Genomic DNA, 21,181 nt, shown 5'->3' with positions numbered 1-21,181 from the left:
TCGCCTCACCGCGAACTGGCCGGCACTTTAACTGCCGTTGACCTGCTTGTTTCTACGATCAGCCCTATGCGGTGGGTCGGCGTGGACGGCTGGGAGGTAGAGGTCGTTACCCTGAACGGCCTCGCCCGGTACCGCGTCCGGCACCTCGGCTATCACATCGCGTACTGCCGAAGCGTGCGGGAGGTCGCCACTCATGTGGAGCTGGCCGATTCGGTCGAGGTAGTCACTCTCCCCGCGCGGCGCGCCTAAGCGCCATCCCGGCCTCATACCGGTTGCCGGCCTCGCCCCACCAGGGGTGGTGGTCCGCCCTGCCGAGGCCCCACCGGAGACGTCGAACAGCCGGAACTCGGGGCCAGGTCTCTGCGACCATTCGGCTATGTCGGAGAAAGCACCCACCACCCGAGGGACTGCGCCGGCTGATCGCTCAGCCCAAGCAGGTGGCGGTCTCCCAGCCGACCGTGGGGCCGCCGGTTCATCTTGCGGCGCGGCCGGCCACGGCGGTCGTCCCGAGCCCACGGGACCGATAAATGTCACAGACGCGATCCGCCAGTGGGCGAGCCAGGCGTCAGATACCTGGCAGAGGGACCTGGAGGTGCCCGTAGCCAGAGTCTTGCACCTGGCCATGCGCGCGATGAGGTTTGCACGGACATTGCCTGACAGACCGATCCGTCCGCGTCGGCGTTCCCCTGCATACAGGAACGCGGTGATGGCGTTCTATCGGTCGCGCCGCTTGGTCCTGGACGATCAGGCTGCCCTCGCCGGGGACGGGCTCGCCAGGTTCACCGAACTCGCGAGGCAATATGGAGCCAGCGAACGGGCCAAGTCCCGCGCGTTCGCGATCGTGATAACCCCGTGTATGGCGATTGTCCTCGCGGTGCCTTTCGTAGTCGGCATCCGAGTCTTCGACCTTGGATTCATAGGGTCATTCAGCTGTCTCTACATCGCGGCCGTTATCCCGGGAGCCGTAGAGTTCGCGGGCCTCGTGCGCACGTTCAAGCATCTGGCGATGTATCTGATCTCACTCATATTCGTTACCTTTATAGGCCTGATGCTTCTGGCGATAGGCCTGGCCTTATCAGGCGGTGTAGTCTCTATCGCGTCGCGACCGTTCCCGTGGATGGAGGCGGGAATAACCTCCGCCTCCTACTATATCTCGATGCTGCTCGTGGTGCTGGTCGGCGTCCCCCTGCAACTGATGGCGGAGATCCTGATAAACCGCAGATGGCCCGAGGCCATCGCGTTGCGGCAGATCCTATGGGCACTGGAGACGATGTCCGCGACACCCCATCGGGGACCGGACGAGCGAAAATATCTGTCCCAGATTTTCGGTCGAATCTCCCATCTGATCCGCCTGCACCTCCCCGCTGTCCTGCCTTCCTCCCGCCGGGCCGGTCACGACATGCTCAGGTCGCGGTGCAGGCTGGCGGCGCAGGCGGTGCGGGAGTACGAACTTGACGCCATCCTCGCCACCGGCGCCACCAGGGCAGTGCTCCAGGAGAACCTAAGGAAACTGGCCCTCGTGATCATATATGCCGACTATGGGGACCTCCCGCTGCCGAAGAACGAACCACACGTGACGACGAGGGGAGTGCTCAATTTCCTGGTCCGCACTCTCCGCCTCGTGTGTGTGGGACTGCTGGTCCCGGCGGCCGTGTGGGCGGCCGGCCGGATGCCGATGCCCGCCTGGTGGGATGCCTACCGTGACGGCGCCACAGTGGTTGCGGTCGCATGGGTGGTGACCACTCTCTTCGTGCTGCTCAACCCGCACTACAAAGATCCGCTGGAAGTGGCGAAGGAGTTTCTGTCGATGTTCTCCTCGAACCGGAGACAGGAATAAAGAGCTGACCGGCCTCCGACGTAGGTGTCGGGGTTGATCGACATCGGAACGGCGGATGGCGGCGGGTGTGCCCCAGGGGCGTTCGGGGTCTTGGCCGAGGCCGGCCGCCGGGAGCGCCAGCGGGAGGCGACGGCGTTGCCGTGACGGCGGCGCGTGCGGCCCGTCTTCGGGCCGCCTTGAAATGTACGGAAGGTGCGCCCGGGCGATCCGCTCCGCAACCGCGACAAGATCCCGTTGATAACCTCGCGGTGATCACACCAGGGCCGTCCCCTGCCGTCCGTCTCGGGCAGCAGGGGCTCGATCCGTTGCCAGGCCTTGTCGGTCAGCTCGCCTCGTCGCACCACGAGCGATTGTCTAGCCGCATCCACCGTGATCATTTGTCAGCCAGGCCTTAGTTGCGTCACCACTGTCGGGTTGATCAGTTCGTCCATGGTGCCCATGGCTGGTCCCCTGTTCATGGCCGGGCAGCCCTCAGGCCACCCCGGCCTGTGATGAGTCAGACGGGGTCGATCGCGAGGTCGGTGACCTGGTCGTCCTTGATGCCGAACACGAACGCGAAGGACAGAGGCCCGCCGGGGAACTCACCGTCCCCGGAGGCCACCAGACGGTCGCCCGCGAACGAGGTCGGCGTGATCACGATCTTGGGGTTGATCAGGTGCCCCTGGATCCACTCGCGGATCTCGGCCTCGCCGACGTAGGTCGTCCCGTCATCGCGCACGGTGGCCCCGTCGGCGAAGACCGCGGCCAGCGCGTTCGCGTCGTGCGCGTTGGTGGCCGCGATGAAGTTCTCGACAGCCTTGGGAAGGGTGATGTCGTCCATTTCTGCTCTCCGGTCTTCTCGGGTGACAGGACGCGGGCGCGTCCTGGTACGTTCCTGCAGCACCTCAGCAGCACGATGACGATGCGGACGGCGATCCACCACAGGCCGTGCAGCGCGGTGACCAGCTCGAGGTGTCGAGCAGGGGTCAAGTCGGCATAGACATGCGCGGGGCGCATACTGACGAAGGATTCGTCGGGTCGGTTGTGTGTGGTAACTCAATCCACCCCGACGAGGCTCCTCACGTTCCGGCAACAGGCTTAGAAGTCCGCACCGCGCGAGAGCTTTTCGTTCGCGCGCAGCTCCGCGAGTGCGTTCTCGTGCATCGCAACAACGACGTCGTAGCCAGAGTTGCCGAGCACGATCCGTTGCGGCGGAACGGGTGCGTTCATCGCGCTGATCACGGCCTGCACTCCGCGTTCGGGGTCACCCTCTTGCTTGCCGTTATGTTCCACGAACGCCGCCTTGACGCCCTCGACCAGCGGCACGTAGGCATCGACGGTCTCGTTGACGGGCTCGTTTTGGAAGCCGGCGAAAGCCTTGGTTCGGAACGCTCCCGGCTCTACGACGAGCACGCGCACACCGAACGGCTCAACTTCATGGCGCAGTGTCTCCGACAGTCCTTCGAGCGCGAACTTCGCCGCTGAGTAGTAGCCGAACCCCTGTGCGCCGACGAGGCCTGCCACCGATGACATGTTCACGATCCAGCCGTCGCCGCGTGCCCGCATACCAGGCAGGACCGCGCGTATCACCTCGACCACGGCGAATAGGTTGAGGTCGAACGTGCGGCGGATCGTCTCGTCGGGGGCCCCCTCGACCGAGCCGAACCAGCCACGGCCCGCGTTGTTGACGAGCACGTCGATCCCGCCAAACCGCTCCTCTGCCGTCTTGACCGCCGCACGCACCTGCTCGGCATCGGTGACATCGAGCTGGAGAATCAGCACACGGTCGCCGTGCGGTTCAGCCCATTCCTGCAGTTCAGATGGCCGACGTGCTGTCACCACCACCTGATCGCCCTGTCTCAGTGCAGCCTCGGCATAGACCAGGCCGAACCCTCCGGGTGTCCCGCCAGTGACGAACCAAGTCCTCATGGGCTTCTCCTATCGCTATACCAAGCAATGTAGCGCTATATGGGCTACTGTAGCAAGCATGCAGAACGCACGGGATCGACTCCTGCTCGTCGCGGCGGAATTGCTGGAGAGCGGCGGCACGGTGTCCACGAGGGCGGTGTGCGAACGCGCCGGGGTGCAGGCCCCGACGCTGTACCACCACTTCGGCAGCAAGCAGGGCCTGATCGACGCTGTGCTGAACCACGGCTTCACCCAGTACACCGCGGTCGAGAGCTCTGGCGACCCGCTGGACGACCTGCGCGAGGGCTGGGACAGGCACGTGCGGTTCGGGCTGGAGCACCCGTCGTTCTACGGGTTGCTTTACGGCCGCGCCGAGCCGGGAAAGCCCTGCGCCGTCACCGCTCCAGCGCACGCCGCGTTGCGCGAGCGGTTGACCGCCGCCGCCGCCCAGGGCCTGCTCAAGGTGCCAGCAGACGATGCCGCCGAACAGGTGCTTGCCGCCAACGTCGGCATCACGCTCACCTTGATCAGCCAGCCGGAGCCGGACTTCAGGCTGTCCGGACGCGTCCGCGAGGCCGCGCTGGCCGGAGTCCTGCACACTCCCTCCGCCGACGCCCCCGCGACCCGTGCGAGCGCCGCACTGACGTTGCGTGCGCTGGTCGGCAACGACCCGGGCGACCTCACCCCTGGCGAACGCGCGCTGCTCGGCGAGCTGCTGGACCGCCTGGCCCGCTAGGTCCTGTTTCTCGGATCTCCTGATGTGATCACGGTGTGGCTCCCACCCTGGTGGGTGTGGGAGGCCGAGGGGACTTGACCAACGCGGAGTGGGAGCGGCTGAAGCCGTTGCTTCCACCCGCGGGAACACGCGGTGGCAGGTGGAGTGATCACCGCAAGGTCATCAACGGCGTGCTGTATCGGACGCGGACCGCAGTGCCATGGCGGGACCTGCCAGAACGCTTCGGGCCGTGGCTGACGGTGTACAAGCGGCATCGCCGCTGGTCAGCTGGCGGAACCTGGGCGCATCTGCTCGCGCAGGTCCAGGCCGTCCAGGATGTGAGTGACCGTTATCCGTGGCCAGTTGCCGTACCCGTATGCCGTCTAGGACACCGGAAGGTGACCACCACCTCGCCCGGAAATCAGTAGCTGATGTTGACCTGTGCCCTGTGGTGGTCGCCTTTCTCGATCAGATCGACGAACCCGAGGGCGTAGTCGCCGGCGGAGATCGCGCCGCCGTCCTCGGGCTGAACTGCGACGTCGTCGCCGAGCCGATAATGGCCGAGTCGTTCGCCGGGCACATGTGCGCCGAACCTGAGCGCGGGGCTCACAAAGACCCAGTCGAGTGTCGCGGGCGTAGCTGGGAGGTCCTCGATGATGAGCGCCGCCCCGGCGCGGATCTCGTCATGAAGCTCTGCCGGGATGTCGCTGAGGTCGGTTACGAAGCGAGCCGCCCCGGGCGCAGGGCGCAGCGACGAGTAGCCGCCGACGACGTACAGGGGTACGCCTGCGCCATCTGCCAGACGCGCGAGGGTGCGGTAGACGTCGCGGAAGATACCGGCCAGCGGGCCGCGTGGGGCGAGTGCGGCCACCAAGACATCCGCACCCTCAATGGCTGCCGAGAGCGTTGCTTCGTCGGTGGCGTCACCTTGGGCATAGGTCACGTTCGGGATCGGCGCGTCGGGGAGCGAGCGGCTCAGTGCGGTGACCTGATGACCGCGAGCGGCGGCCTCCGCGACGATCGCAGAACCGGCATAGCCGGTGCCGCCGATGACGGTGATGCGAGACACGAGGTGCCTTTCCATGGGTCGGATGGCGTCGGACGACGCTCTGCGATTACCGTATGAGTGCAGCTCTCCTATCGGAAGAAGGCACCTTGTGGTAACCACCCAGGGCGAGTCGGTGCTCCGCGGTAGCCCCTACCGCGCGGACTGTCCGACCCGCCACATCCTGGATCGCATCGGCGACCGTTGGACGGTGCTCATCGTGGGTGCCCTCTGGGACGGCAGCGCCCGCTTCTCAGAGTTGCGCCGACGCATTGAGGGAATCTCGCAGAAGATGCTCACCCAGACTCTCCGCGGCCTCGAACGGGACGGGATCGTGCGCCGCACCGTCTACCCCGAAGTTCCTGTCCGCGTCGAGTACGCACTTACCGAGGCGGGCCGCTCCCTGCGCGAGCCCCTGCGCGCGCTGGAGGAGTGGTCGATCGCACACCTCGGCGACGTGTCAGCGTCGCAGGAAGCCTACGACCGCGCGGATTGAGCCTTTCCGGGCGAGCTAGTGAGGTTTCTCAGCGAAATGATCTTCGCGGGGGCTGTGAAGTGCTCGTGAGCGCTACCTGCACGAAGGCATCAGCATCCTCGCCGAGAAGGCCCCGGACCTGCACGACGTGCTCGACCACTGCCGGCGGGAAGGCATGACACACGTCATCCTGGACGGCACCCTCATCGCCTCCGACTGCCTGGCGGGCGTCCGCGACAACGGTAACGACCTGTGGTTCAGCCAGAAACACAAGGCGTTTGGAGGCAATGTGCAGTTCCTGTCCGCTCCCCGCACTCAAACACCTCACTCTCAGCCCGAGCCGGATCGGCGACATCGCCCGCGCCGCACTCGTCCTCAATGCAACTTGGAAGTGATCTGCACTGAGAAAACGTCAGTGACCACTCGCCTCGGCCGGTAGGACTTGCGCGATCTTGTGGTCTGCCTCCGCCTTGCGGTGCTGGCAGAACATCGCGGTGCGCACGCTGTTGTGGCCCACGCATGCCAGGTCGCGGTGAGCTGCTTGGCGACCGCGTCGACCGCTGCCCGCGCGATGGCTCTCGGATGGGGTCATCACCAGGCGGCGTTCGGGGAGTCGCCCTCGCCGGGGTGCTCATCGGTCTTGATCGGCATCGGCGTGGTCGAACCATCGGCAAGATCGACTCGAAAGCCCCGCCATCGGTGCACGTAGAGCAGGTATCGGCCGCTCCCATCAAGGCTGAAACGGAGGGTGAGTGACGCGTCGGCCGGCAACGTCACCCGCGCGAGAACCCGCGGTTCCTCCCCGCCCTCGATCTTGTGGTGTCGGATACGTCGTCAAGGTCCAGGAATCGCATGCAGAGTAGGTAGGGTATTGCGATCTGAGCATCCGGTTTTGTGCAGCCCGTGAATTGCCTGACGTTTCTGTCTACGAGCGATGGCAAGCAGTGCAAAAGAGGGGCCATACCAGCAACCTGGGGCTCCTGTTACGGCACTTCGCCTCTCATGCGGCTGCCCGGCCGAGCGAGCTCAGTCGCTCTGACGGTCCTCACCGACCTCATTTGGGCCGGGCTACGCCCAATACTTGGACCTGATTGGGTTTGAACCCTGGGCAGGTGGCCGACGAGATGGGCGCGACGGCGGTCTAGGCGTCGCGCTTCCGCCAGGCCGGGCGCCAGATGTTGACGGGTCGGCGGCAGCGCGGATGATTCAGATGCCTCCTGGTCGCATGCCTACCGACCGAGATCCCACATCAAGACCTTCTCGGCTTTTCCCCCGGCAAGCACGACGGTGTGCCCGTTGACGTAGCCGAGCGCCATGACGACCAACCGGTTGTGAGCCCTTAGCGGATCGCCGATCTGCCGTCCGTCGAGCAGGTTCCACACACGGATTTCGCCGCCCAGGGCGGCGGTCACCGCGATCGGGATGTCGCCGAGCCGTCCAGTCAGGATTTGGAGGACGCGTGTGCCATGCCCCCGGAGAGTGGGTGTCAGTCTGCGACCGGTCCGCAGATCCCAGAAATAGAGGCGACCGCTGCGTCTGGTGAGGACACCGGTCGTACAGCGTACGCGGGCCACCGCGATCGGGGATTCACTGGAGCTGACCCCGCTCACCTCGCCGAGGAGGTGGCCGCTCTGGAAGTCCAGAATGCGGGTCGTTCCCTTCAGGCTGACGAGGAGAACCGGCCTGCCGTCGATTTCGGCCAGAGTCGTGAGCTGTAGCGGAGTAGTGGCACCGATCTTCACCGGGGCTCCGATTCCCGCACCCGTGGCGAGGTCCTTGATCCATGCTCTGGCTCCATCCCTGCCGAACAGCACGGTGCGATCACCGACCTGGGTGACCCACGGCGCTGTCCTTTCGTCCCTGGTGCGGAGGGCCTCCTCCAGGCTGGAGGCGACGAGATCCCGGAATCGTCCGCCTCCCGCTCGGTCCGCGACGACAGTGCGATCACGCAGGCGATCGGCCGGGATGTCTTCGAGGGAGCCGTAGGTGTCTGGCGGTGGAGCGGCGACCCTCCGACCCGTGGCGAGATCCCATTGGATCGTCTGGCCGTCCCAGCCCTGGGTGATCGCCACCGGTCGGCCGGCCGACTCGCTGACCGCGATCGCCAGAATGGAGTCGGTGTGACCGGGCGGAACGGTCGCGGCAAGCTGCCGGGCGGTGCCGAGGTCCCAGAGCCGGACGGTGTTGTCACCGCCTCCGGTGATCGCGATCGGCCGGCCGGCCAGTTCTCCCACGGCCAGTGAGACCTCGATGAAGGCCGGCCGCGAAAATCCGTAGGATTCGCCGCCCAGAGCACTGGGTGCCGGTGGATTGCCGGGCAGGAGCCCGATCTGCTTGCGCGAGACGGGGTCCCATATGGAGATGCTGCCCGCGGGCCGGTTGACGGTCAGAAGTACGGTCTTCCCGTTCACCCTCGCGTTTCGCACGGTGGTGAAATCACCGTCGATTCCCACGAGTCGTCTACCGCTGGCCAGGTCCACGAAACGAAGGGGATCCGGTCCCGGTTCGTTCTCGTCACCGCCGTTGTCGTTGACCACAGCGGTGAGTCTGCCGTGCAGAGTGACGAGTTCGAGCGCGTTGACTCCGTTGTCCTCTCCCAGCAGGATGCGCGGCCCGATCTCCCGCCCGGTCCCCGCGTCGACCACGTGGAGCTCGTCACCAGCGGTGACCTTCACGGTGCGACCGTTCAGGCGGCCGATCGCGGCACCTTCGGCGTCCCCGCTGGTCCCTCTGAGCGGCTGCCCCTGGAACCGTCGTACGATGATCGTCTTTTCTGAACGGCCCACCTTGACGAACAGCGTCAGTGGGTGTTCCGGAAACGAACTCGTAGTGATCGCCCTGATCGGTCCACCGACCTTGACCGGCTCTCCGATCGGGGCGAGGGTCGGAAGGTCCCAGACCCGCAGACTGCCTTCGTCCCCGGCGCTGACCGCGACGGGACGCGACCCCAGCAGGCCGATGGCCACCCCCGTCACATTGGTGTGCCCGTCACCCCCGAGGGCCACCGGAGGCCCGAACGAGCGAGGAACAGGCGTTCTGGCCGTCTCCTCGCACGGTTTCGACGCGTACGGCCATTTCGGCGGTCCAGCCGCTGACGCATGGAGTGCGGGTCCGGCCAGCAGCAGGCAGAGGACCAGCAACAAAGGCCTGCGAATCGCACTCAACCTCAGCAGCTCCCCATAAACGGAGGGTTCGACACATCACGGTAGGGCTTTCCCCCAGCGAACATCGAGTGAGTAGGAGCTGAGGCCGGCGCTGAGCGGGCGGGACAAGGGCGGGAATGCCAGGATGGCCGTACCTGACAGAAGATCGGAGCCGGGATGGGCATTCGCGCGGAGGTGGAGTGGGTGGACTCACGGGAGAGGCTGCCGGGGGACGGCGTGCCCGTGGCCGCCGCGATCACGGGCCGTTTCGCGTCCGACGATGCGGACGAGCGCGATCCGGGCGCCGGGCAGGAATTCTGGCTGGTGAGGCCGATGTACTTCACCACCCGTCACTTCGCCGAGGACGGGCGTGAGTACCGCGACTGCTTCGTCGACTCCGATGGTGTCGTCCGCCTGCCCTACGGCCGGGATCGTGATGAAACGCTGGAATTCGACGATCCGATCACCCACTGGGCGGAGCTGCCCACTCTGCCGGGCACGAACGTGCATTACCTGCTGGGCGAGAAGGCGGAGGCCGCTCGCGCGAACGCCTTGCGTGAGGGGACATGACGGCGTGACCCACGCCTCGCGCGAACGGCAGGGAAAGCGCGGGCGAGGTCACCGAGGCCGGTGGCCCTTTCTTTTACGGCTGGCCGGTACGGCACGGCGGCCGGAGCCGTTCTGTACGGGTTTCTGTGCCTGCCGCCGTGCCGGTTTCGCTGCTTGGGAGTCGGGGGTACGACCCCGCGAGCTGTTCACCGTCCGGCCGCGGACGATGCCGATGAAATCCTCCACCAGGTCGGTGGTCGCGTCCGTGGGCCAGGCCAGCGCGACCTGGGACTGCGGCGCGTCCGGCACCGGCCGGTACGTGAGGTCCCTGCGGTGGTGGAGGCGCGCCAGCGAATGCGGGACCAGGAGGAGCCCGGTGCCGGCCGCCACCAGTTCGACCGCGTCCGCCGTCGTGGCCGGGCGGGTGAACGCGGGCAGCCCGGGCCGGTCCGTCCACTCGATGGTGTCGTCCAGAGGATGGAGCACCTCGTCGTCGGTCAGGTCGGCGGTGGCCACCTCGTCGACGGCGGCCACCGCGTGGTCCTTGGGCACTACGACGACCGTGGTCTCCACGTAGAGAGGGATCACGCTGAGCCCGCTCCGGTCGACCGGCAGCCTGACGAAGCCGGCGTCGGCGCCGCCGTCCCGCAGGAGGTCCACCACCTCGGCGGCGGGAACCGCGACCAGGTCGACCGGCACATGGGGCATCCTCTCGGTCCAGATGCCGACCCATTTCGCGGGTGTCACCCCGGGCACGTACGCCAGCCGGAACACCCTGCCGGTCTCCCCATCATTCACTTGCCCAGGGTATCGATGTCAGGGGAACCCGTTCCGACTGACTACGCTTGGCGCCATGACCTCGTCCAGACCGAAGACCATCCAGACGATGAAGCCCGCGACCGCGGCCAAGAAGCTGGGTGTTCTCCTCTCGGCCACTCCCGCCGAGTTCCAGGCGGGTGTCGTCTCCAGGGACGAGCTGAACGAGTTGCAGTCGACGCCACCCGCTTGGCTCACCGAACTGCGCCGCAACGGCCCGCACCCCAAGCAGGTCATCGCCGCGAAGCTCAGGATCTCCATCTCCGGCCTGATCAGAGGCGGGATCACCGGACCGCTCACCACCGCTGAGATCGAGGCGCTGAAAGCGGAGAACCCACCGTGGCTGGAGCGCGAGCGGGCCATCCAGGCCGAGACCCGCAAGGAAGCGCTCCGCCTCAAGCAACGCGACGGCTGAGACCCTGCTCGTCTCTACCCCGAGACGAGCCCCTGGCATCTCGGCGTGATGGTTCAGTCGAGGATCTGGACGTACCCGTCGGTTCCGCGGACGCGGATCCGCTGGCCGTCGCGGATCAACCGGGTGGCCTGCTCCACTCCCACGACGGCCGGCAGGCCGTACTCTCGCGCGATCACCGCCCCGTGCGTCATGAGGCCGCCCACCTCCGTCACCAGTCCGGCGACGGAGACGAACAGGGGGGTCCAGCTGGGGTCGGTGTAGGTGGTGACCAGGATGTCGCCCGCTTCGAGGTCGGCCCGCGCCATGTCCGTGATGACACGGGCACGGCCTTCGACGGTCCCGGCCGAGACCGGGAGGCCCACCAGCGCGCCGGGCGGGGCGTCGTCGCGCAGGTACCGGCCGGTGACGACCTCGCCGTCCGACGTGAGGACCCGGGGCGGCGTGAGCGCCTCGTACGACCGGAACGCCTCCCGTCTTTCCAGGATGAGTTCGGCGTCCACGGCGCCGGTGCGCACGACCTCACGCAGCTCCTCGAACCGGAGGAAGAAGATGTCGTCCTTCTCCCGCAGGACGCCGGCCTGGACGAGGCGATCGGCCTCCCGCAGCAACGCCTGCTTGTAGACGAAGTAGCGGCTGACCATGCCGTACTTGGGGTACTCGCGGTATCCGGCGAAGGTGCGGACGCGGTCGATCATCCGCTTGGTCTCGTCGGCCTTCTGCTCCCCGTCGGGCAGGGCGCGCAACCGCGTCAGCAGCTCCTCTTCCTTCCGCAGTGACTCCTGGAGTCCTTGTTCGAAGCGCCGCTTGCCGGCGCCCGGCTCGAAGTTCCTGACGTTGCCGAGGATGCTGGGCACGAGCGTGGCGGGTTGCTCGCTCCAGCGCGTCCTGGTGATGTCGATCTCACCCGTGCAGCGCATGCCGTACTCGTCGAGGTAGCCCCGGATGGCGTCACGTGCTTCCCGTCCGCCGGGCAGCCCGGCCAGCTCGTCCAGGAAGCCGTCTCCCTCCCGGCCCTCGTCCGCGACGCGGTGCAGGAACGCCACGACCTCCGCGTGCGGCCGGACCGCGTCCGCGACGTCGAGGAGCGCCAGCCCCATCTCCGACGTGACGTTGTGGGGGACGGATTGCGTGAGCACGTCGGCCGCGTTCTTCTCGCCCAGCCATGCCTCGAGCTGGTCGTTCAGCCACCAGGCCGCCTCCATCCCCGCCATGATCACCTGGAAGCCCCGCCGGTCGAACAGAAGGCGCCTCAGCTCTTCGATGTCGGTGCGGATGAAGTCGAGCAGCGCCGGGCCGGAGAGGCCCTGGATCTCGCGACGCAGGGTGGCGACGGACGTCTGGTTGTTCCGGATCAGCTCGGTGACGACGGCCGGATCGGTCTCGATCGGAGCGGGCGCGTCACCGGCCGGTGCGGGGCCGGCGTCCTCGTCGGGAATCAGGCGGAGGAAGTCGCCGCGGTCGACGACGGTCTGCAGCGCGTCCCGGATCAGCGGGTCGGACCTCCCCAGCGTCCCGATGAGGTTCGCGCGGCCCGCGGACGTCGCCAGGACGGGGGCGACGTCGACGAACAACCGTCCGCCCGCCTCGTGCATCGGCCGGGGGGTCGTCAGCTGCCACAGGGACAGTCCCAGCGGCTTCATCGCGTCGGTCATCATCTGCTGGTGACCGACGGAGACGTAGAGGTGGTTGTCCTGGTCGTCGGTCGCGGGGACGGGGAACAGGGTGGTGATCGGCCGGCTCTGGACGATGTGGAACTCGTCGCCGGCCAGGCACCACTCGATGTCCTGGGGCCGGCCGAAGTACGCCTCGATCCGCCGGCCCAGCCGCACCAGACGTACGACCTGCGCGTCCGTCAGAGCCGGCTGCGTCTGCCGCTGCGGCTCGACCGGTGCGTCCTGGGTGCCGCCGCCGGGTGACGCCCGGACGATCCGCGGCTTGGTGGCGATCGTTCTGGTGACGACCTGGTCGTCGCGCACCGCGTAGACGTCGCCGGAGACCAGGCCGGAGACGAGCGCCTCGCCGAGCCCCCAACCGGCTTCCACGGTGGCGATCTTCCGGTTCGAGGTCACGGGGTCCGCGGTGAACAGGATCCCGGCCGCGTCCGGGAACACCATCCGCTGTACGACCACGGCCATCCGTACCTTCCGGTGGTCGAAGCCGTTACGGCGCCGGTAGGTCACCGCCCGTTCGGTGAACAGCGAGGCCCAGCACCGCCGGACGTGCCGGAGGATCTCCGCCAGGCCCACGATGTTCAGGTACGAGTCCTGCTGGCCGGCGAAGGACGCGGACGGCAGGTCCTCGGCCGTCGCGCTGGACCGTACCGCGTAGGCGTCCTGCTCGCCGAGCCGGGCGAGCGATTCGCCGATCGCCGCCACGAGATCGCCGGGCATCGCGACGTCTTCGACGACGCGGCGGACGTCCGCGCTCAGGGCGCGGATCGCCGCGCGGTCGTCCGGTTGTACGCGGGACAGCAGATCAAGCTGGGCGTCGATCGACGGCACCTCGGCCACGACCCGCTGGAAGGCATCCGTCGTGACGCAGAAGCCGTCCGGCACGCGGACGCCGTCGATTCGCGAGAGCTCCCCAAGGTGCACCCCCTTTCCGCCGACGTTCCCGACATTCGCCGAGTCGATTTGCTCGAAACCCATCACGTAGCGCATTTCCGCTGCTCCATCGCTCGTCGGATCGGTTCGCAACGGGCAGTATGAAGCAATTTTTTGCGCCTCATGAGGTCCGCGGATCTGATATACAGTGAAACTGGAGGGGAGTGGTGGTGCGCATCTCATGCGCGGTCCGCCCCGACCTCCTCCGGCACCCGCACCGAACCCCCGGTGCTGACCGGTCCGAGAGCCTCGGACATCTCATGCGGTGACCTCGCTTGACCTTGACACAGTGGCAGGGCCTTCACTGTGGCCGAGGAGGTGGTCCCGATGACCATGCCCGAAGAGGACACGAACACCATGCGAGCTCTCCAGGGGCTGGAGAACGGCAGCGCGTCGGTGCGGCTGCAGGCGGTGCTCGCGGCCGGCACGACCCCGGACCCGAGGTTCATCGACAGGCTCGTCGAACGGTGCGCGATCGAGCCCGATTTCTACGTGCGTGACATGCTTACCTGGGCACTCACCCGCCACTCGTCATCGATCACGGTTCCAAAGCTCGTCGACGAACTCCGCTCGGAGCGCGTGCAGGCACGAAGCCAGGCGTTGCACACGCTGTCCAAGATCGGGGATCGGCGGGCGTGGCCGGCGATCACACGAGGCCTGCTGACCGACGGCGACGACGAGGTGGCGCGGAGCGCCTGGCGAGCGGCGGTCGTACTCGTGCCCGAAGGCGAGGAGTCCGAATTGGCGGGAGTGCTGGCGACACAGCTCGGACGCGGCGAGCGTGAGACGCGGTTGAGCCTCAGCCGGGCGCTGGTCGCGCTCGGTGAGGTGATCATGCCGATTCTGCGCGTCGCGACGACGGATCCCGACCCTCGCGTGCGTCAGCACGCGATCGCCACGGAACGGCTGCTGCGCGACCCCGACGCGGGATTCGAGTTCGCGATCGAGGAGGCGAAGCGCGTCGCGGTCCTCGGCGCGCCCGGCCAGGAGGGGTGACAGGCGGTGCTGATCGGGGATGTGGCTCGACGGTCCGGGGTCAGCGCCCGGATGCTCAGGCATTACGAGTCGCTCGGCCTGGTGCGGCCGACGGGCCGCACCGAGGCCGGCTATCGGGAGTACTCCGCAGAGGACATCCGGCGGATCTTCCATGTCGAAAGCCTGCGGTCGTTGGGGCTGTCGCTGCGTGAGGTCGGGCGTGCGCTGGACGATCCCGGCTTCACGCCCTCGGAGCTCGTCGAGGACCTCATCCGCCAGTCGCGAGAACGTATCGCGGCCGAGACGGAACTGCTCACGCGGCTGCGCCGGATCGGTGCCGCGGAACCCTCCGGCTGGGAGGACGTCCTGCGAATCGTGGCGCTCCTCCAGGCTCTGGGGTCGGACAGCGCCGGAAAGCGCCAGCGCGCGGCCCTGTCCTCGGCCGACGAGGTTGCGGTGCCGGTGGAAGCCCTGGCCGAGGCCGTGTTGAGCGAGGCGGACCCGAACGTCGCCGGAGCCCTTCGATGGGCTCTGGCGCGATCGGGCGACGGCGCGCTGGGACTGCTCGCGGAGGGCCTCGGCTCACCGGTGGCCGAGGTGCGGCGACGTGCCGTCCAGTCCATCGCCGAGATTCCGGACGATGCGGCGACCACATTGCTGCGGGACGCCCTCACGAGCCCCGACGCCGTGGTCCGCGGGTGCGCGGCTCTGGCGCTCGGGGCACGTGGAGTGGCCGACGCGGTTCCGGCACTCACCGACATGGTCGTCGAGGGGACGAACGACGTCGACGCGGCCGATGCGCTGAGCGCCCTTGCGGCTGATCCCGCGCTGGCGGATCGGATCGCCACCGGGCTCGCCGACCGCATCGCCCACGGCACCCAGGACGCGCCCGTACGTCTACGGCTGGCGCAGGCGCTCGCGGACATCCCGGGACCCACGACGTCACGCGTCCTCGCGGACCTGTCCCATGACGACGACCGTGCCGTCGCGCTCACCGCGGCCTACGTTCTCAAGCTGCGCAACGAGACGGGGGACGGCTGCTGACTGCGGAGTGCGATTCGCGCCGCCCACGCCCTGGCTCGCACAGCGGCTCACAGGTGGGCCAGCAGTGCGTCCAGTGGGCGGGGGACGCGAGCGGGGTCCAGCGCCGCGACGAGCGGGCCCGAGTAGCGGATCTTGCGGCCGCTGCCTGATCCCATGAAGCGGCGTAGCTGGTCGTGCGTGCTGCGCCCGCGCCACCCGGGTTGCTTCTGGAGCGTCCGGAACGAGCCGAGCTCGCCTCCGGCGTCGATGACGCGTTCGACCGCGGCGGTGCCGAGGGCGCGGATCAGTTCGTCCTCCAGGTCGGCCACGCAGACGAAGAACCCGAGCGCCTCCAGGTCGCTCCGGTCGAGACCGGACCCGAGGCCGGCACGTTCGAGCGCCCTCTGGAAGGCGCCCACTTCGCCGGCGTCGCACAGGCCGGCCAGCCGCAGGTCGCGCCCGGAAGGGCCGAACCTGCCGATGTACGTCCCGATGTTCGTGGCGCCACCCATCGCCACCAGCGAGATGCCCTCGGCGTCGAGGTCCCGGCCCCGGCGGCCGGCCAGGGCTTCGACGGCCGCCTTGTCGCTGAGCCCTTCGACCAGGACCACGGTATGCGTACGGGTCATCCGCCCAGCCTCGCACCCCGTGTGGGGGGTTTCGTAGCTATTTTCCAGGCCAACGCGCAACCGATGGCTGGTCTCCCGCACGCGTCATGCGGATCGCCGAGGCGATCCGGCGCACCCGGCAGGAGTGACGAGCGGCGGGCGGGCCGGGCGCCGGCGTCCCCGGCCCGCCCGCCGTACGACGGGTCGCGGCCGACGTCAGCGCAGTGCGGGCAGGACCTTGGCGCCGAAGGCGTCGATGAACGGCAGCAGGTCCTGGCCCACATGGTGCAGGTAGACGCGGTCGAAGCCGAGGTCGGCGTAGCCGCGCAGCCAGTCGACGTGCCGGTCGAGGTCGGCGGAGACGTTGACCACACCGCGCACCTGCTCGACGGTGACGTGCTCGGAGACGACGTCGAAGTGCTCCACCAGTTCCAGGTCCCAGGAGACGGGCGGGCCGAAGACGTTGCTGCGCCACTGGTCGTGGGCGATCGCCTCCGCCTCCTCCTCGGTCGGCGCCCAGCTCAGGTGGACCTGCAGGCAGACCGGTCCGCGTCCACCCGCGTCACGGTACGCCGCGATCATCTCGCGCAGGTGGTCCTCGGGGGCGTTGACCGTGACCAGGCCGTCCGCCCACTCCGCGCACCGGGCCGCCGTACCGGTGCTCACCGCCGCGCCGATCAGCGGCGGCGGGGTGTCCGGGCGGGTCCAGAGGCGGGCACGGTCGACGGTCACCAGGCCGTCATGGGTGACCGTCTTCCCGTCGAGCAGGTCGCGGATGACGTCCACGCACTCGCGCAGGCGGGCGTCGCGGACCTCCTTGCGCGGCCACTGCTCGCCGGTGATGTGCTCGTTGCTGTACTCGCCGCTGCCGAGCGCGGCCCAGAACCGGCCCGGGAACATCGCGCCGAGGGTCCCGATCGCCTGGGCGACGATCGCCGGGTGGTAGCGCTGCCCGGGGGCGTTCACGACGCCGAAGGTGAGGCCGGTGGCCTGAAGCGCGGCGCCGAGCCAGGACCAGGCGAAGGCCGACTCGCCCTGCCGTTCGCTCCAGGGGGAGAAGTGGTCGGAACACATGGCGGCGTCGAAGCCGGCACGCTCGGCGGCGATCATCGCGGTGAGGAGGTCGGCGGGCGGGATCTGCTCGTGGGAGGCGTGGATTCCATACTCCGTCATGCGCCACGCTGCTACCCAGGCGGAGGCGAGGCCAACCGCCGCCGGGGCCACTGTGGGCTGACCGGCTAACCGGCGCAGTGGTTCTCGGCCATGGCCGTGTTCCCCGCGGTGCTGCCGAGGGACGCCGCCGTGTTCCAGTCGGCGCACGCGGCGCGGGTGTCGCCCAGGCGCGACTCGGCCACCCCGCGCTGGTGATAGGCGTCGGCGTATCCGGGAAACAGTCCGATCGCCGTGTTCAGATCGGATACGGCTCCCCGCGGGTTGCCCAGCTCGGTCCCGGCCACACCGCGGAGGTAGTACGCCTCCGCCAGTTGCGAGTCGTACTGGACGGCGGCGGAGAGGTCCGCGTACGCCCCCTGGTAGTCGCGCAGGGCGATCCTGGTCTTCCCGCGCTCGTTGTAGCCGGCGGCGAAGGTCGGCAGTCGCGACACCACGTTGTCGAGTTCGGCGAGCGCCCCCGAGTAGTCGCCGTTGTGATACCTGGTCATGCCCAGGTAGTGGTGCGCGAGCATGAAGTCGGGGTCGAGTTCGACGGTGCGCTCGAAGTCGGCGGTGGCGCCGTCGTACCGGCCCTCGCGGAACCTGGCGATGCCCCGGGCGTTGTACGTGAACGCCACGCCCGGTTCCTTGGCGATGGCGTCGCTCATGATGGTCTCCGTGTTCCGCCAGGCGGTGTTCCGGACGACCGTCAGCGTGGCGAAGAACGCGACGAACACCGCCATCACGCCGATGACGCAGGCCCGCAGCCTGCGGTCGCGATGCAAGAGCGCCTTCTCCGCGAAACAGGCCGCGACCAGGAAGAGACCCAGATAGGGCAGGTACGCGTACCTGTTCGCGTGGTAGCCGTCGATGAGGAGCACGGCCTGGGCCGGGGCGACGCCGGCCAGGAAGAACCCGAGCCCGAACACCACGACCCTGCGGGCCGGCTTGACCAGCAGGAGAAGGGCGGCCGCTGCCACGAGGGCGAGCGGGCAGAGGAAGAAGAGCCAGGACAGCGGTTTGCGGGGGTACTCGTACGCGAGGGAGAGGTGGAGCGGATAGACCACCTGCACCAGATGGTTGCCCACCGCCGAGCAGGCCAGAAGGAACCGGTCGAGGATCGTGTACCCCTGCGGCGGGACCACGTCGTCCCGCACGTTCAGCGCGACGAGAATCGCGGCCGCGGAGACGGCGAGAAAGGGAATCTTCTCGAACAGCACGCGGCGGGACAGCGGGCGGCCCCGGAAGAAGTCGACGAGGAACAACATGAGGGGAAGCACGACCGCGGTCGACTTGGAGAGCACGGCCAGCCCGAAGAGAAGCAACGACCAGACCAGCGGCGGCCACCGCTCCGACTCCAGGTGACGCAGGTACGCCAGCAGTGCGGCCAGCGTGAAAAGCGTGGCCAGCAGGTTGCTGCGGGTGGATATCCAGGCGACCGAGTCGACGTTCACGGGATGGATCGCGAACGCCGCCGCCACGAAAGCGGCCGGGAAGAGGCGCTCGGTCAGCCGGCGGATCAGCAGGAACACCAGGACCACGTTGACCAGGTGCAGCACGACGTTGGTGAAGTGGTACACGCCCGCCGCGCCCTGGCCGAACAGATAGTCCACCGCGTACGACACGTATACCAGTGGTGTGTACATGAACTGGAGCGGAGTGGTGAACCAGTGGCCGATGTTGGCCGCGCTGAACTCCCGGATGGAGATGTTGTCGATCACGCCCTCGGGGTCGTCGAAGTAGACGAAGCCGTTGCCGATCCCGTTGGCGTGCACGGCGAAGGCCACCGCGACGATCGCGAACAGGATCTGCCGTCGCAGGGTCCGATCCTGCCGTTCGTCCGAGGCCGCGCGAGCGGCGGCGATGCGAGCGTTCCGGCGGGCGGCCGGGCGGGCGGGCGTCATCGCACCTCTCCAGCGGCCGACGGGCACCGGGCCCGCCCGGACGGCATGTCGGGGGAGGGCCGGGAGGGGAGGCCGCCCGGACTCCATCCCCTGGTGCGCGGTCTTCTCAACATCACGCATCTTCCTGTGCCATGCACATGGGGGGCTTACGCGGACGTGAAACCGGCCACGGCGCACGCGCCTGTCACCGCGATGTGCAGCGGAGCAAATATGACGCGGTGGGACGTGTCAAGATCCCGGCTCGCCTCCACGCGCACCGCACGCAGGCGGCAACCGGGGTTCTCCCGTTCTTGACCAGGGCTCCGGTGCGGCCCTCTTCGAGCCGCCTAGATGAAAATTTCACCTGTGCCGCCGTCCGACGCGGCCCGGTCGCCCCGGCACGGCGGCACGTCGTCCGGCCGATCCCGCCTCGCGCGGTGAACGAGGGCGGTCTTCGCGATCTCCGGCGATGGAATTTTCAGGCCGGGCGCGGGCCGTCCCGTCCGATGCCGGAGCGAACCCCGACGTCAGCGACGGCCGCCGGACGCGGGGGGTGTCGACAGTGGCTTTCGTACGGATTCGGACTGGCGCCCGGGCTCAGGACCTTGACATCATCTCCGATCATGGGCGCGTCCGCGCTCGCCCGTACGGCCCCCGGTGCGGCAGGACCCCCGGCGTGCCCGCGGCCGCGCGGAGCAGGACCGGTCCGGCGGCAGACTCCGCCGGAGGCGGAAGGACGTACGGCCACCGCGTACGCACGGCGGTGCCGGCAGGGGCGAGTGGAGGGGCGGCACGTGACGGCTTCTGTCCAGGAGACCGGCCGCGACCCGGAGCGCGGGGAGCGGCCCGGGACGGACCCGGAGGATCGCGGGCCGGACGCGGAGGAGCCCGGGCACGGCGACGAGAGTCCTCCACCGGAGGGCGCCTCCGCCGAGGCGGCGGAGCGGAACGCCACGGTCCGGGACGCGCTGCTGCTGTGGGTCGGCACCAGGGCCGGGATCGTCCTCATGGCGGTCTACGGCGTCCTGGCCGTCTCCGGCACCAACAGGGCCCCGCTGCTGGAGCGGTGGCACTACTGGGACGTCGACCTGTTCCGGGAGATCGCGGAGTTCGGCTACGGCGGCGACCCGAACCAGGACCCCGACCCAGGGCTGCCGGCCTTCTTCCCCGGCCTGCCGCTGGCGCTGCGCCTGGTCCACCTGGTGGTCCACGACTGGACCCTGGCCGGACTGATCATCTCGTTCCTGGCCGGCGCGGTGGCGATGGTGGCGCTGGCCAAGCTCGCCGACCTGGAGGCGCCCGTCGGCGCCGGGCGCTGGGCGGTGCTGGCCCTGCTGCTGTGCCCGCCCGCCGTCTTCCTGTTCGCCGGCTACTCCGAGGCGCTCTTCCTCGCCTTCGCGCTGCCCGCCTGGCTGGCCGTACGGCGCCGCAACTGGCCGGTGGCCTGCGCCCTGGCCGCCGGGGCGTCCTGCGTACGGGTGACCGGCCTGTTCCTGGCCGCGGCGCTCGTGACGGAGTTCGTCGTCAGCAGGATCCGCAGGGACGGCTGGACCGGCTGGCGCGACGCGCCCTGGTTGCTGCTGCCGTTCGCGCCGATCGTCGCCTACTCCGCCTACCAGCACTCCCGTACGGGCGACTGGCTGGCCTGGAACCACGCCCAGGAGGCCGGCTGGGGCCGGAGGATGGTCTGGCCCTGGGAGTCGTTCCGCTCGACCTGGGACATGACCGGCGACGCCACGTTCGGGCCGATGTTCCGCCTGGAGCTCGCGGTGGCGATCGTGGGGCTGCTGCTGCTCGTCTGGCTCCTGGTCACCCGCCGCTGGGCCGAGTTCGTCTACGTCGGGCTCCAGGTGGCCGTGCTCACCACGTCGACGTTCTACATGTCGATGCCCCGGGGAGCGCTGCTGTGGTGGCCGCTGTGGGTGCTCGTCGGCCGTACGGCCGCCCGGCACAGATGGGTGATCATCCTCTACGCCACCGTGATCGGGCCGCTCACGGTGCCGATGGTCATCTCCTTCATGAACAGCTCCTGGACCGGCTGACCACCACCCCGGG

18 protein-coding genes and 2 pseudogenes are annotated in these 21,181 nt (G+C 68.5%); 10 read left to right on the top strand and 10 right to left on the bottom strand.

What is annotated here, in order from left to right; all coding sequences use genetic code 11:
- The first annotated feature begins 706 nt into the window (after positions 1-706).
- Entirely contained in the window at positions 707-1,837 is a 1,131-nt protein-coding gene (locus HHX40_RS27330) for a hypothetical protein (protein WP_182882878.1), read from the top strand.
- Here HHX40_RS27330 and HHX40_RS38330 read toward each other — a convergent pair.
- From HHX40_RS38330 to HHX40_RS27315, 3 genes are all read right to left on the bottom strand, one after another.
- Positions 1,768-2,214 carry a transposase gene (locus tag HHX40_RS38330; protein WP_220499639.1) on the bottom strand — a complete coding sequence of 149 codons (447 nt, stop codon included), beginning with the start codon at positions 2,212-2,214 and terminating at the stop codon, positions 1,768-1,770. The two genes, HHX40_RS27330 and HHX40_RS38330, sit on opposite strands and share 70 nt — an antisense overlap.
- Before the next feature lie 119 nt (positions 2,215-2,333).
- Positions 2,334-2,657 (bottom strand): nuclear transport factor 2 family protein, encoded by a 324-nt coding sequence (locus HHX40_RS27320; RefSeq protein ID WP_182882877.1) that lies wholly within the window; start codon positions 2,655-2,657, stop codon positions 2,334-2,336.
- Positions 2,658-2,914: 257 nt separating this feature from the next.
- Positions 2,915-3,745: an SDR family NAD(P)-dependent oxidoreductase gene (locus HHX40_RS27315; protein ID WP_182882876.1), complete on the bottom strand. Its 831-nt coding sequence runs from the start codon at positions 3,743-3,745 to the stop codon at positions 2,915-2,917.
- A 58-nt stretch (positions 3,746-3,803) separates the two neighbouring features.
- Here HHX40_RS27315 and HHX40_RS27310 point away from each other — a divergent pair, with 58 nt between their 5' ends.
- Both HHX40_RS27310 and HHX40_RS27305 read left to right on the top strand, forming a co-directional pair.
- Positions 3,804-4,460 carry a TetR/AcrR family transcriptional regulator gene (locus tag HHX40_RS27310; RefSeq protein ID WP_182882875.1) on the top strand — a complete coding sequence of 219 codons (657 nt, stop codon included), beginning with the start codon at positions 3,804-3,806 and terminating at the stop codon, positions 4,458-4,460.
- A 56-nt stretch (positions 4,461-4,516) separates the two neighbouring features.
- A pseudogene (locus tag HHX40_RS27305) lies at positions 4,517-4,798 on the top strand (transposase); the annotation flags it as partial.
- 62 nt (positions 4,799-4,860) lie between these two features.
- On the opposite strand, the gene HHX40_RS27300 reads toward HHX40_RS27305, so the two are convergent.
- Complete coding sequence (locus HHX40_RS27300) at positions 4,861-5,508, bottom strand: NAD(P)-dependent oxidoreductase (protein ID WP_182882873.1); 648 nt, start codon at positions 5,506-5,508, stop codon at positions 4,861-4,863.
- Positions 5,509-5,596: 88 nt separating this feature from the next.
- Here HHX40_RS27300 and HHX40_RS27295 point away from each other — a divergent pair, with 88 nt between their 5' ends.
- Together HHX40_RS27295 and HHX40_RS37200 are read left to right on the top strand one after the other, a co-directional pair.
- A complete protein-coding gene (locus HHX40_RS27295; RefSeq protein ID WP_310738310.1) occupies positions 5,597-5,980 on the top strand; it encodes a helix-turn-helix domain-containing protein in 384 nt (127 codons plus the stop codon).
- Between the two features lie 70 nt (positions 5,981-6,050).
- Positions 6,051-6,269 (top strand): annotated as a pseudogene (locus HHX40_RS37200) (IS5/IS1182 family transposase); the annotation flags it as partial.
- A gap of 919 nt (positions 6,270-7,188) precedes the next feature.
- On the opposite strand, the gene HHX40_RS27290 reads toward HHX40_RS37200, so the two are convergent.
- The gene (locus HHX40_RS27290) at positions 7,189-8,925 is read right to left on the bottom strand and encodes a WD40 repeat domain-containing protein (RefSeq protein ID WP_182882871.1); all 1,737 of its coding nucleotides are present in this window, start codon (positions 8,923-8,925) and stop codon (positions 7,189-7,191) included.
- Positions 8,926-9,279: 354 nt separating this feature from the next.
- Between HHX40_RS27290 and HHX40_RS27285 the strand changes: the two genes are divergently transcribed.
- The gene (locus HHX40_RS27285; protein ID WP_182882870.1) at positions 9,280-9,672 is read left to right on the top strand and encodes an AQJ64_40280 family protein; all 393 of its coding nucleotides are present in this window, start codon (positions 9,280-9,282) and stop codon (positions 9,670-9,672) included.
- A gap of 48 nt (positions 9,673-9,720) precedes the next feature.
- Here HHX40_RS27285 and HHX40_RS27280 read toward each other — a convergent pair whose 3' ends face one another.
- Complete coding sequence (locus tag HHX40_RS27280; protein WP_310738309.1) at positions 9,721-10,449, bottom strand: LysR family substrate-binding domain-containing protein; 729 nt, start codon at positions 10,447-10,449, stop codon at positions 9,721-9,723.
- 55 nt (positions 10,450-10,504) lie between these two features.
- Here HHX40_RS27280 and HHX40_RS27275 point away from each other — a divergent pair, with 55 nt between their 5' ends.
- Positions 10,505-10,882 carry a DUF5997 family protein gene (locus HHX40_RS27275; protein WP_182882869.1) on the top strand — a complete coding sequence of 126 codons (378 nt, stop codon included), beginning with the start codon at positions 10,505-10,507 and terminating at the stop codon, positions 10,880-10,882.
- Between the two features lie 53 nt (positions 10,883-10,935).
- On the opposite strand, the gene rph is transcribed toward HHX40_RS27275, so the two are convergent.
- Entirely contained in the window at positions 10,936-13,542 is a 2,607-nt protein-coding gene (rph, locus tag HHX40_RS27270) for a rifamycin-inactivating phosphotransferase (protein ID WP_182882868.1), read from the bottom strand.
- A gap of 270 nt (positions 13,543-13,812) precedes the next feature.
- On the opposite strand from rph, the gene HHX40_RS27265 reads away from it, so the two are divergent.
- Together HHX40_RS27265 and HHX40_RS27260 are read left to right on the top strand one after the other, a co-directional pair.
- The gene (locus tag HHX40_RS27265) at positions 13,813-14,481 is read left to right on the top strand and encodes a HEAT repeat domain-containing protein (RefSeq protein WP_182882867.1); all 669 of its coding nucleotides are present in this window, start codon (positions 13,813-13,815) and stop codon (positions 14,479-14,481) included.
- A 6-nt stretch (positions 14,482-14,487) separates the two neighbouring features.
- The gene (locus HHX40_RS27260) at positions 14,488-15,504 is read left to right on the top strand and encodes a HEAT repeat domain-containing protein (RefSeq protein WP_182882866.1); all 1,017 of its coding nucleotides are present in this window, start codon (positions 14,488-14,490) and stop codon (positions 15,502-15,504) included.
- A 47-nt stretch (positions 15,505-15,551) separates the two neighbouring features.
- Here HHX40_RS27260 and HHX40_RS27255 read toward each other — a convergent pair whose 3' ends face one another.
- The 3 genes from HHX40_RS27255 to HHX40_RS27245 form a co-directional block, all read right to left on the bottom strand.
- Positions 15,552-16,112 carry a TOPRIM nucleotidyl transferase/hydrolase domain-containing protein gene (locus HHX40_RS27255; protein WP_182882865.1) on the bottom strand — a complete coding sequence of 187 codons (561 nt, stop codon included), beginning with the start codon at positions 16,110-16,112 and terminating at the stop codon, positions 15,552-15,554.
- A 195-nt stretch (positions 16,113-16,307) separates the two neighbouring features.
- Entirely contained in the window at positions 16,308-17,264 is a 957-nt protein-coding gene (locus tag HHX40_RS27250) for a TIGR03885 family FMN-dependent LLM class oxidoreductase (protein WP_182882864.1), read from the bottom strand.
- Between the two features lie 65 nt (positions 17,265-17,329).
- Complete coding sequence (locus HHX40_RS27245; RefSeq protein WP_182882863.1) at positions 17,330-19,147, bottom strand: glycosyltransferase family 39 protein; 1,818 nt, start codon at positions 19,145-19,147, stop codon at positions 17,330-17,332.
- Between the two features lie 773 nt (positions 19,148-19,920).
- On the opposite strand from HHX40_RS27245, the gene HHX40_RS27240 reads away from it, so the two are divergent.
- Complete coding sequence (locus HHX40_RS27240; protein WP_220499637.1) at positions 19,921-21,168, top strand: mannosyltransferase family protein; 1,248 nt, start codon at positions 19,921-19,923, stop codon at positions 21,166-21,168.
- Positions 21,169-21,181: the final 13 nt, after the last annotated feature.

Source organism: Microbispora sp. H10949, from assembly GCF_014161435.1.
GTDB lineage: Bacteria > Actinomycetota > Actinomycetes > Streptosporangiales > Streptosporangiaceae > Microbispora > Microbispora triticiradicis.
This window is presented reverse-complemented; position numbering and strand designations above follow the sequence as displayed.

Excerpts from the sequence above, each read along its gene's own strand:
- HHX40_RS27330 (WP_182882878.1), top strand. The coding sequence starts at position 707 with ATGGCGTTCTATCGGTCGCGCCGCTTGGTCCTGGACGATCAGGCTGCC.
- HHX40_RS38330 (WP_220499639.1), bottom strand. The coding sequence starts at position 2,214 with ATGATCACGGTGGATGCGGCTAGACAATCGCTCGTGGTGCGACGAGGC.
- HHX40_RS27320 (WP_182882877.1), bottom strand. The coding sequence starts at position 2,657 with ATGGACGACATCACCCTTCCCAAGGCTGTCGAGAACTTCATCGCGGCC.
- HHX40_RS27315 (WP_182882876.1), bottom strand. The coding sequence starts at position 3,745 with ATGAGGACTTGGTTCGTCACTGGCGGGACACCCGGAGGGTTCGGCCTG.
- HHX40_RS27310 (WP_182882875.1), top strand. The coding sequence starts at position 3,804 with ATGCAGAACGCACGGGATCGACTCCTGCTCGTCGCGGCGGAATTGCTG.
- HHX40_RS27285 (WP_182882870.1), top strand. The coding sequence starts at position 9,280 with ATGGGCATTCGCGCGGAGGTGGAGTGGGTGGACTCACGGGAGAGGCTG.
- HHX40_RS27275 (WP_182882869.1), top strand. The coding sequence starts at position 10,505 with ATGACCTCGTCCAGACCGAAGACCATCCAGACGATGAAGCCCGCGACC.
- rph (WP_182882868.1), bottom strand. The coding sequence starts at position 13,542 with ATGCGCTACGTGATGGGTTTCGAGCAAATCGACTCGGCGAATGTCGGG.
- HHX40_RS27265 (WP_182882867.1), top strand. The coding sequence starts at position 13,813 with ATGACCATGCCCGAAGAGGACACGAACACCATGCGAGCTCTCCAGGGG.
- HHX40_RS27255 (WP_182882865.1), bottom strand. The coding sequence starts at position 16,112 with ATGACCCGTACGCATACCGTGGTCCTGGTCGAAGGGCTCAGCGACAAG.
- HHX40_RS27250 (WP_182882864.1), bottom strand. The coding sequence starts at position 17,264 with ATGACGGAGTATGGAATCCACGCCTCCCACGAGCAGATCCCGCCCGCC.
- HHX40_RS27245 (WP_182882863.1), bottom strand. The coding sequence starts at position 19,147 with ATGACGCCCGCCCGCCCGGCCGCCCGCCGGAACGCTCGCATCGCCGCC.